The 12,180-nt window shown below is 47.7% G+C and carries 9 protein-coding genes; 7 read left to right on the top strand and 2 right to left on the bottom strand.

Translation table 11 applies throughout. From position 1 onward, the window contains the following. Nucleotides 1–41 precede the first annotated feature (41 nt). Together rpsD and FO446_RS20250 are read right to left on the bottom strand one after the other, a co-directional pair. Nucleotides 42–641, bottom strand: coding sequence for a 30S ribosomal protein S4 (gene rpsD, locus FO446_RS20255; RefSeq protein ID WP_016742106.1), 600 nt, complete (start codon nucleotides 639–641; stop codon nucleotides 42–44). Between the two features lie 292 nt (nucleotides 642–933). Continuing rightward, a complete protein-coding gene (locus FO446_RS20250) occupies nucleotides 934–3,219 on the bottom strand; it encodes a YcdB/YcdC domain-containing protein (RefSeq protein WP_173612381.1) in 2,286 nt (761 codons plus the stop codon). A gap of 230 nt (nucleotides 3,220–3,449) precedes the next feature. On the opposite strand from FO446_RS20250, the gene FO446_RS20245 reads away from it, so the two are divergent. The 7 genes from FO446_RS20245 to FO446_RS20215 all read left to right on the top strand — a co-directional run bounded on the left by FO446_RS20245 (nucleotide 3,450) and on the right by FO446_RS20215 (nucleotide 11,978). Next, nucleotides 3,450–4,031 (top strand): histidine phosphatase family protein, encoded by a 582-nt coding sequence (locus FO446_RS20245; RefSeq protein ID WP_173612380.1) that lies wholly within the window; start codon nucleotides 3,450–3,452, stop codon nucleotides 4,029–4,031. A 38-nt stretch (nucleotides 4,032–4,069) separates the two neighbouring features. Further along, on the top strand, nucleotides 4,070–6,310 hold the full coding sequence (locus tag FO446_RS20240) for a sensor domain-containing diguanylate cyclase (RefSeq protein WP_330873255.1): 2,241 nt from the start codon (nucleotides 4,070–4,072) through the stop codon (nucleotides 6,308–6,310). A gap of 66 nt (nucleotides 6,311–6,376) precedes the next feature. Continuing rightward, on the top strand, nucleotides 6,377–7,375 hold the full coding sequence (locus FO446_RS20235) for an MBL fold metallo-hydrolase (protein WP_173612379.1): 999 nt from the start codon (nucleotides 6,377–6,379) through the stop codon (nucleotides 7,373–7,375). 128 nt (nucleotides 7,376–7,503) lie between these two features. Next, nucleotides 7,504–8,412 carry a hypothetical protein gene (locus FO446_RS20230; RefSeq protein WP_173612378.1) on the top strand — a complete coding sequence of 303 codons (909 nt, stop codon included), beginning with the start codon at nucleotides 7,504–7,506 and terminating at the stop codon, nucleotides 8,410–8,412. Between the two features lie 256 nt (nucleotides 8,413–8,668). Next, the gene (gene refZ, locus FO446_RS20225; protein WP_173612377.1) at nucleotides 8,669–9,271 is read left to right on the top strand and encodes a forespore capture DNA-binding protein RefZ; all 603 of its coding nucleotides are present in this window, start codon (nucleotides 8,669–8,671) and stop codon (nucleotides 9,269–9,271) included. Nucleotides 9,272–9,318: 47 nt separating this feature from the next. Then, complete coding sequence (locus FO446_RS20220; protein WP_173612376.1) at nucleotides 9,319–11,772, top strand: septation ring formation regulator EzrA; 2,454 nt, start codon at nucleotides 9,319–9,321, stop codon at nucleotides 11,770–11,772. Then, the gene (locus tag FO446_RS20215; protein WP_173612375.1) at nucleotides 11,769–11,978 is read left to right on the top strand and encodes a hypothetical protein; all 210 of its coding nucleotides are present in this window, start codon (nucleotides 11,769–11,771) and stop codon (nucleotides 11,976–11,978) included. Before FO446_RS20220 ends, FO446_RS20215 begins: the two co-directional genes overlap by 4 nt. The last annotated feature ends 202 nt before the right edge of the window (nucleotides 11,979–12,180 follow it).

The raw sequence follows: 12,180 nt of genomic DNA, 5'->3' as shown, positions 1-12,180 counted from the left end.
CGACAAGCGGCACTACTCTTTTTCTTTTTATCCTCAGACGATTAACGGCTGTAGAACTCAACGATCAGAACTTCGTTGATTTCAGCTGGCATTTCTTCACGGTCTGGCAGACGAGTGAAGGTACCTTCAGCAGCAGCATCGTTGAATGTAACGTAGTTCGGCAGGAAAGTGCGGCTTTCCAGAGCGTCCTTGATCAGTTGCAGACCACGGGACTTTTCACGAATGGAGATTACATCACCCGGTTGTACGCGGTAGGATGGGATGTTTACTTTTTTGCCGTTTACCAGGAAGTGACCATGGTTTACCAACTGACGAGCAGCTGGGCGAGTTGGAGCAAAGCCCATGCGGTATACCAGGTTGTCCAGGCGGGATTCCAGCAATTTCATGAAGTTTTCGCCCACTACGCCAGCCATTTTGCTAGCATTGTCGAAAGTGCGGCGGAATTGTTTTTCGTTAAGGCCAAACATGTGGCGCAGTTTTTGCTTTTCTTGCAACTGGATTCCGTACTCGCTCAGTTTACGACGGTTGTTGTGACCGTGTTGACCTGGAGGGAAGTTGCGTTTGATGTCTTTTCCTGTACCATCGAGGGAAATACCCAGACGACGAGCCAGTTTGTGACGAGGTCCTGTGTAACGTGACATGTTTTCATTCTCCTTTAATATGGATTCGCAGGTGTTTACTTCCGGCAGGTTAGTTCCTACTTTATCTACACGAACTTCGGACGGTAGCGTTTCCGCATCGTGCTCCTCACAGATGATCAGCCGCAGTCTGTAAAGGGAGGGAACTAAGAGGGTACATCCTTCCGTTTTTACCTACAATCAATGCTACCCTGTACACATACATTCAATAATACTAGGCGCGTCATAGTAAAGTCAAGGGGAAAGAAGCGCACCATCCGCCGCAAGAAGTGGGATGGATGGCGCTTTTTGGGTTTTATTTTCGCAACAAAGTAACCGGACCGTCTGGATTATCCCGTTTTTCGAGGAAACGGGTAAAGGTAATGGCTGCATCGGCACGAGGGACGAGGCTCTGCGGCTGGAACTTCTGCTTATCGGTCGGCACAATACCGAGTGTAGTCGCGATAATGATCGAACCGCGGTACTTCGAATTGGCAATGTCTGAGAGCCCGGATTGAAACATGCCAGGGAAGTCCGTCAGTTTTTTGTAACCGAGTGCACGAACAATCATATCCGCGAGCTCTTCACGTGTAATCGTCTCATTTGGGTTCAGCTTGGAAGCATTTTTATCGAGAAGTCCGCGATCAACAGCACCTTCCACGGCTGAGAAGAAGCGGGAGCCATTTGCCACATCGCTATAGGTGGCCTTGCGTTCCAGAGAGTACTGTGGATAGTTTCTGCCTTGATTGAGACTGATCATGAGCATCTCAATCATTTCGCCACGTGTGATCGGTTTTTGCGGCATAATATTACCGTTTTCAAGTGTAAGTGCGTCGTATTCATACATCAGCAAAAGTTCCTTCTCTGCTGGATGTCCTTCCAAATCGGCAGGAGCCGGACGATGCAGTGCAATCGTTTTGCCAGTAGAGGTGGAGCTCCACTCGCCTGTTACAGCGTCAAGGTAATACGGCTGCTCAAATGGCGTAATGGTCGCCCGATAAACGATCTTGGCGGTTCGCTTCGGTGTGTAGGAAGGCTGCTCTTTTGCGCGTTTGGCATCCTCAGGAGTAAGAGGGACGAGGGCGTATACTTCCTCTGCTTTTGTCTCGGTCCACCACTTCTCGCTCGCTTCGGCAGCAGGCAGGTGCTTGGGAACTTGTGTCGGGTATGTTTCGTTGCCCAAATCAGCGCTGTAATTCAGCAGATCGCCTGTTTCTATATCAAACGTGAAATGGGCAGAGCCGCTAGCTGCAGCAATTCCATTGATAAAACGCTCAAATCGGATCTGCGTCCGCTCGGAATCAACAACGGGTTGATTTTCTTCCTCAATACGTTCTGTCCAGTAAAGCTGGTGGGCCATGGTTGGAGCCAGTTCGCGAATCGCTTCCATCGCTTTTGCTTTGAATTTTTCCATATCTGGTTTTTTAGTAGCGGTTGTTTTTTCTTTATGGCCGCGGAAGTCCTTGTTCAATCGGTAGATGTCGCCGGTTACAGCATCCACGGAGACATACGCAAATCCGTCTTCGCTATTGCCTTTTTCGCCGAATTCGAGATCCCAGACAGGGCGATTGCCACGGAAGTCTTTTTCATTGTAATTGGCAGAACGAAGCTCGTAGTTGGACAAATTCAATGTTTTCAATGCCCATTGTACAGCTTCCTCTTGGGAGAGCGGTTGTCCGCTGCGGCGTGCAGGAAGGACTTTGCTGCTTACAGGCTCAGGATCTTTCGGTGCTTGATACGAGGTCAACGATTGTGTCATTGCTTTGCCAGTCTCCGCATCAATATAAAAGGTGAAGGGATTCATATAACCTAGGGATGGCTTGTTGTTTTGCGTCTCCATTCGCTCCCACGGCAGCAGGTAAACTGGTTTTGGATTCGCTTGTTCTTTAAACAGTTTCTCGGCTTCGTCCTCTGAGATTTTCGTATCCGTATCCTCGAAAGTCACGTCGTTCCAGGACAGAGAATAGTTGGTCACAGTACCGGAAGCATCTACGGTGATTTCTGCGCCGTTGTCGGGAAAGAGAATGCCATCCACGTCACGAACAAAACGGAAATTATAGAAGACTTCTGCGTTCAGCGGAGTTTTTGGCTCTGGCATGTCGCGAGTATATAATCTTGTTTCCGCTGCTTTTCCTGCATTGTTTTTCTCCAAAAAACGCTTCGCCTGCTCTTGCGCCTCCGTGTAGGAAATTCGCTTAGCATAGGGAAGCGAGGATGCTCCCTGCTCATGACGCGAATAGGAAGTCAGCTCGCCTGTATTGGCGTGGATACTGACGCTATATGATAGAAGGACTTTGCCGTTTTCCGGATTTTTCTTCACCCAACTAAACGACCATTCAGGAAATGGGCGCCAGCTATCCGCTGAACGAAATGATACATCTTGCACTGTCATCCCGGCGGTAGGCACTATTTTTGTAGCGAGTGCCAAGGCAGCTTCCTTGGAGAGCTTTGCTTTGGCTTGTGCCACGGAGTCTGCTTGTGACACAGTAGTCGCCATATTATTGGTACTCACATGAGGTGATTGTGCATGCGCTTGTGCGACAGGCAGCAACAGACTGGCAGATAGAACAAATGAGCTAGACCGAATGATCCACGGTTTCATAGGAACCCCTCCAACGATGTCATATTCTTCTTATCACCTCTGACGAGGGGAAGTAAAAGTTCGTTTCAGTTCAAATCCATGAAAAAAAGCTCCCGGTATTTGCAGAAAGGAATGAAATATAGGAATTTTGTACCAAATGTTTTTTTATCAATCTAGAATTGTGAACATGCATCTTATATAATAAGAAATACTATCCATAAGAATACAGAACGGTAAGGAGATAAATCGTTTTGGAAACCATCATGTATCTCATTCGTCATGGAGAGACGGAGTGGAATCAGGTTCGCCGTATACAAGGCCACAGTGACATCGCATTGAACGAGCTCGGGGTACGCCAGGCCGAGCAAGTAGCAGACAGGTTCCAAGGCGAGACGATTCACGCTTTTTATTCGAGTGATCTTAGTCGTGCGCGCGATACGGCTGCCAAGATTGCTGATAACTTCCAATCCTCTGTTTCAACGCGGCCAACCTTGCGAGAGCGCTGCTATGGGGAGTGGGAGGGGCTCACCTATGAAGAAATACGTGAGCGATTTGAGAATCAGGATGAGGCCTCCTGTGGAATCGAGACATTCGAAGACATGCAGCGTCGAGCGGTAGCTGCCATGACAGAAATAGCAGGAAGTCATCCAGGTGAGGCGATTGTCGTTGTCTCGCATGGCGGTCTCATTAATAGCTTCTTGCATTATGTGACGGTAGGAGAACAAGGAACGGGGATTACACGTATCGATAATACCGGTATTACGATATTTCGGTATGTAGATCGCAGGTGGGAAGTTCTATCCGTTAATGATACAGACCATTTGAAAGCTTGAGAAAATGCTGAGAGAGGGAGTTTCTCGTGTCAAGTAAAATGTTGGGGAAGTTAGAGACGGTCTTTTCCTACACGGCCCATTTTATCTTACAATCTTGGCCGGAAAAGCGCCCAGGCATCCTTTTCTTGACAGATTCCGGGGGCCGCGTAATCAACTTCATGGAAATGCAGGTTGGTCCATCTCGGAATTCTCAAGGGCTTACCCTGCAACACGATGTATCGATTGGTAAAGTCTTTGATTTTGTTGTAGAGGCACTTTCTTCCAAAGAGATCGTAGTCAAAACGAGAAGTGAAACAAATAATGTGTGTGGAGCCTTTCCTTTGTGTGAAGAAGATGGAAGGGTTCGAGCTGTCATTGGCATAATAGCGCCCACAGATCAGATCCACTTCGATTTGTCATCCTACATGCGCGGGCTAGAGCCGTTGATTCGCATGGGATATGATGCTTATATTCAACACGTGACCAGCCAGATTGTCATGGATTTGACGCTGCATGATACGGCCAAAGAGCTGCTGCAAAGCTTGACGGGTCAGATTAGTGACATTATCCAAAAAGGCTATTGTTCGGTCGTTAAGCTCGCTGACAATGCCACATTGATTCCACAGGAGAGCGTAACAACGCAAGTGGCCGAAGGTGGACAAACCCACATTGCCCAACTGGTTTCGAGATTCGGTACGGCGCCAATCATGCCATCCATTTTGGATGACCACAGGCTTGTCGTCGTGCCTGTCTCCTTGAACCAAACGCCGCTCTACGCATTGTTTTTGCATCTGCCACCCGAAGAAACAGATTGCGTGTACGATGAACGGGATGTAGCTTTTTTGCAGGAAGTAGGCGCGAAGGCAAGCGTTGCGCTTTGGCGTTCGATCATGTCGGACGACCTGCGTCGTGAAGCGAGCAAAAAAGACTTGTTGTATCAGTTGATGTCTAAGATTCAGGCATCGATTGATGTGAATGATGTTTTGCATGAAATCGTGACGAGCATTCCCAGCCTTTATCCGTACTTGTCAGCAGAGCTTTTCCTGACGGTTGAACCCAATGCAACCACCCCGGTCAAACAGCTATCTTTTCAAGAAGTAGAGCCGTCAACCAGTACCAAGGCCTATTTGGAAGGACGTCTCATTGCCGAAGAAGTGGGAGAAGGGGAGCAACAGGTGACGGTGATCGCAGCGCCGCTCTTGGGCAAGCAAGGCATCTACGGAGTTTTGCAAGTGACATCCGATCAGCGAATCACCTTGAATCAGCATGAAAAGGATTACATCTCGATCTTGGCGGATACTGCTGGCACTGCGTTTGAAAACGCACAGCTCTATCAGCAATCGCGCAATTTAATTCGAGAATTGCGTTTGATTAATGAGATGGCACGCCAGTTGAACAGAAGTCTTGATTTAAAGGAAATTCTCGATTTTGTTACGACAATGATGCGGGCTACTTTTGATGCGGAGTTTTGTGCTATTTTGCGAAAAACGCCAGGAGAAGATTGCTTCGATGTGCTCTCTTCCTCCATACCAGCATTCAATGGCCAGGCTATCAATTCTAATGAAAAGCCATTTCAGCAAATCTTGCAAAACAAGCAGGCATTGTTGCTTGCTCAGCCAGGGGCAGGACCGCTTCCTTTTTCGCTCTTTTCGTGCTGTTCCTTCATGGGGGTTCCACTCGTTGTTGAAGGTGAGATTAGTGGAGTCCTTTTAGTCGCAGATTCCCGTTATCATTTTTTTAGTTTTGACGACTACAAACTCCTCGAAATCTTTGGCCAGCACGCGAGCTTGGCAATGACCAACGCGGTCCTGCATAATGAAATGGAACGAATGGTCATTACGGATAATTTGACAGGTCTGTACACGAGAAGACATTTGAATGAACGAGTAAGAGGATCATTACAAAAAGACAACAATGGCTCGTTGATCTTGATCGATATTGATTATTTTAAGAACGTGAATGATACGTTTGGTCATCAGGTAGGGGACGAGGTACTGATTCAGGTCTCCAATCTGATTCGACATAGCATTCGAGACAGTGATATCGCGGCAAGATGGGGCGGAGAGGAACTCGCTGTTTATTTGCCGCGTGTGGACAAAAACACCGCGCATTCCGTGGCAGAGCGCATACGGGAATGCGTCGAGCAGGAGACGTCTCCACAGGTCACGATCTCCTGCGGACTAGCGAAATGGAGCAGGGAGATGGATGTAAACCTGAGTGTAGAAGCGCTGTTCCATCAAGCAGATATAGCTTTGTATGAAGCCAAAAATTCAGGTAGAAATCAAGTTGTTCTCGCCTAGAGCCAAAACAATGGCTCTTTTCTCTTTTCGGAAAAAAAGGCAAAAAACTTGAGAGGTAGATAAAAAATGACAACAAATGATGGCAAGCAAAGGATCGCGATGCAAGTAGCACCTGATATTTATTGTCTGGAAATACCTACTCCTTTTGATGTGGGGGCAGTAAACGTTTACTTGCTAAAAGGGGAGCGCTTGACCTTAGTTGATGTGGGCCCATTGACCGACGCTGCGTGGGTGGCCTTAACAGAAGGCTTAGAATCGGTTGGGGTAAGCGTGCAAGAGATCGATCAAGTCATACTGACGCATCATCATGTGGATCATTGCGGGCAGTTAGAAAAAGTACGGGAGCGATCGGGAGCGAAGACATTTGCCCATCCGCAGGCAACACCTTATGTACAGCAGGATGAGCAGTTTATGACTTTTCATGATCAGTTTTTCGAAGAGCTGTACATCCAGAGCGGTGTGCCAGAAAAAATGATGGTCATTATCTCGAAATTCCACAAGCTGATGAAGACGTTTTCTGCGCCAAGCCAGATTGACTTTCATCTGAAGCATGAGCAAAAGGTGCCGTACCTGGAGGACTGGCAAGTACTGTATACGCCGGGACACAGCCAAAGCCATCTGTCGTTGTATCGGGCAAAGGATCAAGTCATGATTGGTGGAGACCATATCATTAAGCGCATTTCATCCAATGCGTTTATTGAACCACCCCGGAATCGTACGAGTACAAGACCACTGACTTTGATCCAATACCGCACAGCGCTGCAAATGTGTGCGGACATGGAGATCGAACAAGTCCTGAGTGGACACGGTGAACCGGTTTACAATCATCGAGAGCTCATACTCACTCGTCTGCAAAAGAACTGGGAGAGAACAGACATGCTCCGCAGGCTTCTTGCAGATGGAGAAAAGACAGCTTTTGAACTGAATGCTCTCTTATTTCCGGGCTTGTACCAAAAAGAATTGCCATTAACGCTATCCGAGACATTGGGGCACATCGATTTGTTGATGATTCTCCATCAGATTGAAGTGAGAGAGCAGGATCGAGTCTTGTATTACCACCTGTAAAACCTAATCGCGCAAGAGAGGCTTGCAAGTAGAATAAGCCTATTCCTCCCCGGAAACGCTAAAAGGGACTATTACCCTGGGACCTCACATGAGGCTGACCTAAGGGTAACCGAGGGAGGGTAGCATCGATGCAGAAGTATTGGCCCATTTGCGTGATGGCTCTAGCGTGTACAGTTGCTGTGGGTGGCTGTAACCAAATGAGAGTGAAGCAGGATGCGAATACAACGTTTGAGCAGGTGCGTGACAAGTTCGATGCACAAAAATCGTATGCGTTCTACGGCCAAACCAAGCTGTTGACGGCGAACAGTGCCAATGCGAACATGGTTAACTTTTCGGGAAGAAAAGACGGAGAGGCTGTTTACATGAACGTGAAGCTCTCCGTACCAGAGGAAAACAGAGTGGACAACCTATCCTTGCTCAGCCAAGGGGACAAGCTGTACACCAAGGATGGACAAAACGAAGGCTGGAACCATGTTGCAGGAGATAGTCCGGCCCTGCATCAAGAAATGAACAACTGGAACCCCATTGCTTCGTTTCAGCAAATAGACGATATGAAACGAAACGTCCGGATGTTGCCTGATGACAATCCAAAAGACGATTTTGAGGCGATCGGAGTGGTATTGGATTCTGCCAAACTAAAGAGCTGGCTTGTTACCCAAATGCAAGAACAAACAAAGTCGGGAGCAAAAGTCCAATCGATAGCAGGGCGAGAAAAACCCTACATACCGAAGCTGAAGATAGCGATGTCACTCTCGGAAGGCAATTGGAGAGGAACGCCTGCCCATCATTCCGGACCCACGATTCAGTCCAAGAAGAAGGTGGACGTAAACGAGCTCGTGAACCAGATGGAGGTGGAGGCAGAGTACACGATTCACTACAACAAAAAAACGATGCTCCCCACGAACATGACGATGTCAATCCGATCTTCGTACGATTTGAACGATCAGCGTGTAAAAGAGCATACGCAAGTAGAAACATATTTGCAGCAATATGGAACGGTAGCCCCCATCATAGCTCCAACGGAAAAAAGCAAATAGGAAGTAAGAGTAATCAAGTGAGACGTTCCTCTTGCAAAACAGACAGGAGCGTCTTTTTTCTGTCAGGGAAAATTAAAAAGATAAGGTAACGTACTCGATACTTTTTACGTACTTCTTATGTGGAAGAAAATCTATGCGGTAGCGGTTTTTTTCGGTGGAATCAGCATTGTGAGAAGGAATCATGGAAAACATTGTCGAACTTACAACAAGACTATCTTTTTTCGTCGAATAATCTGTACAATGGGAAAGATGCCTGATGGATCAGACGAAAATGCGTATTTTATCCGCAGCAGCGAAGCTTTTTGATGTTCATGGCTACAAAGGAACCTCCGTAAGACAAATTGCCTCTGTTGCTCAAGTAAATTCCGCGCTGATTTCCTATCACTTTGAAGGGAAGCAAGGAGTCCTGGAGACGCTGATTGCTTCCTACTTTGAGACGTTGTTTCGCCTTTTGGAAGAACTGGAAAACGAGCAGGAAAACATCCCTGCCTATCAACGATTGGAACAAGTTGTGCAGCTGTATTTGCAATTTCAATGTGAGCATGCGCCTATCACACGTTTGATTCACCGTGAGCTGAGCGTAGAATCCATGCTTGCACGTGAAGTGATGACACTGTATATGAGCCGATGGAAGCACGGGCTTTCGCGTGTGATCGAGGGCGGTGTCGTCTCGGGTGAGTTTTTGCCCGTCTCTATTGATCGTACAGTACTGGCTATGACGAGCCAGATGATATATCCATTTTTGCAACCACAAATGGTTCGCCAGGTCTATGATCTGGAGCCATCTTCCGAGGATTTCGTCCAATGGCTGCAAACCTCGATTATGTGTTATCTGCGAGGTTCTTTGCTGCCCGCTTAGGCGTGGCCTCTCCCAATGAATGATTCTAGTAAGGGGATGTATGACAAGTGAAACGAAAACTATTCATGCTCTGTTTGGCAGGCATGTTGTTATATACGAATCCGGCTTATGCAACGCCGTTTCCAGATAAAAAAGACGAAGTTGTTCAGGACGCTGACAACTATTTGAAAAAAGAAGACAGAACGGCCTTTGCAAATTCTTTGAACGGGATACCCGGCAGCTACAAAGTCGTGGTAGTGGAAAGCACTGCACCGGAAGCTGAATCTCCAGATATTTACGCGCAAAAGCTGTTTGACAATTACAATTTGGCCGATGATGCACTGATGATCGTACTTGACATGAACACCGAGCAGCTGGGGATTTATGCCGGTCCTTCATTGCAGGAAAAAGGTGCCACGATGGCAATGCTGCATGAAAAGATCGCGTCTTTTTATGACGCATTCCGCACACAAAAGCAGTATTTGACCGGTATACAAACTGTAATCGCGGAAGTAAACAGGGAGCTTAGCCGTATTGAAAGCAAGCAAGCAACAGCAAAACCGGATGCGACCGACGCTAGTAAAGCGGGAGAGAGCGAAAGCAGTAGCACACTCGGAGGGATTCCCTGGTGGATCTATCTGGTTGGTGCGGTATTTGCTGGGCTATCGATCGGTTTGATTTACGCAATGATCAGACGTCGTGCTATTTTTGCCCAAGTAGACGATGTAGAGGATTGGAAGGAAGAGCTCGTTGAGAAGATCAATGTCATTGAGGTGGAAAAACCGCTTCGCCGTTCCAGCGGCATGACAGAAGTACGTTACCACCACTTGGCTGACAAAAAAGAAAACCTGCTGCGCATTCGCATCCCAGATGTGGAAATGATGATTCTCGATGCAGAAGAGGCTTGCGATCGTTTCCGTTTTACATTGGCACTTGGCATGCTGAATGAGGCGAGAGAGGCCATTTCAAAAATTGAAGAAGAGCTTGATGAGCTGAAAACTGACACTTCCAAAGTGGCCGTTACCAAGCAAGAAAACAAGGTTGTTGTTCCTGAGATCGGAAAACAAGTGGAACAGATGGAACGACGCTTGTCCGATTTGCGCTTGGAGTACGGATTGTCTTTCCATGAATTGAAAGCATCGCTGGATGAAGTAGACACGATGCGAAAACTCGTGAAAACAGCGCGGGCGGCAGGGGATGACATTGCCGCCTACGAAACCACACAAAAAGCTCAGCAAGTCTTGGAGCAGGTAGGACAAGCGATGGAGCTCATTCCAAAGCTTGTGCAACGCGTGAAAAAGGAATTGCCGGAAGAATTCAAGCATCTGGAGGAAGGAATTGAGCAGGCCGTTCGTGACGGCTTTCAATTAAAGCAGGATTCCTTTGACAATGCTCTTTTGCAGGCAAAGCAATTGGTCATGTCTGCGAAGAGCGCTTTGGAAGAGGGAAGCCTGGAAATGGTGTTGACCCATGTCAAAGCGTTCGAAGTGCTCATTGATGCGACGTATCAAGCGATAGAAGATGGTGTTCTTGCTCGTGATGAAGCCGCAGCGACGGTGTATGCAGAAGTTGAATCGGAACCACAAGCAGAAGTGAATCAAGGTAAGGATGAAAAAGAATTTGTGCAGGAAGAAAAGAGAGCAGAGGTAGGAGAGGCGGAACAGGATGATTCCCTACAGCAAGTAGCTGCGACATCCGCGCCTGTGGAGCCGGAGATTCGTACACCTGAGCCGACTCTGGCTAGCGAGACCGCGCATTCTAACAGCGAAGAAGATCCTGCAAAGCCGACGCCTTTCCAGCAGACGAAAGTGGAGGAAGAGCAAGCGGTTCGAGGAAAAGCCTCTGAGCTGAGTGAAGCTGAACGTTCCGTGTTGTTGCAAGCAATTCCTCAGCTTTTCAATAAAAAAGCACAAAAGCCAGCTCCAGCAGCCAAAGCGGAGGAGCCTGTGTACGAAGAAGAAGAGTATGAACTGGTCATGCCGAAGAGTCAGCCTGAACAGGAAGAGATGATTCTGGAAGAAGAAGAGCAAGCGTATTTGGTCATCGAAACGGAAGACGATGCGCTGGATGAACTGGAGCGAATTTCTAACACATTAGTCCGACTCCGTCAGCAAATCAAGCGCAGCTACTTGCCGGGCATTCCGGATCAATTGAAATACATGTTTGAAGAAGTCGTGCAAACGTTGGGCCGCGTGCAAATGATCATGGAACAGTACCGCTATGATCTGGAAGAGGTGGCCATGTTGATCCAGGACGCGAGTGATTTGGTCGGCGAAACAGAGCGGATGGCAGAACGGATTATCACAACTTGTCAGATGGCAGAGGGTGCCATTCAGTATACAAACCGTTATCGTCGCCAAAATCGCCAGGTCAATGATTTGTTGACGAAGGCAGAGATATCATTTCGACAACTGGCTTTCGCAGAAGCCTACCAGCTTGCGGAGGAGGCACGTCTGGTAATCGAAGGCGCACCAACCGAAGATGACAACGGTTGGCTTCTCCGTCGTAAGAAAAAGGGATGAGCCAGATGATGGTCTTTCCTCTCTTCTTACTGGCAGTTGGCATACTCGTCATGGTGCAGCCGCGGACAAAACGTTGGCAATCGCGGATGAACGCTTATTTTCAGGGAGACGAAAGGCGCGTCAAGCAGCGTGCCAATACGTTCTTTCTGTTGGGCCTAGGCTTTTTGCTCGCTGGATTTGCGTATTTGTTCCGCCTTGTTGGATAAACCGATAATCAATGATAAAGCACCTGCTATGAAAAGATGGACTTGCCGTCTTTTGTAGCCGGTGCTTTTTGGTGGGCAAAAAAAAGAAGCATCGCTCACGCAGGCGATGCCCCATCTAGGAAGATAAAGGGAGTAAGGTCTGTTAAACCAGCACATTACAACTAGGGGGGAGTAATGTGCTGATTTCTCTTTTCATGAAAAG

Source organism: Brevibacillus brevis (assembly GCF_022026395.1).
Classification (GTDB): domain Bacteria; phylum Bacillota; class Bacilli; order Brevibacillales; family Brevibacillaceae; genus Brevibacillus.
Note: the sequence above shows the minus strand (reverse complement) of the source record. Positions and strands in the feature narration are given on the sequence as shown.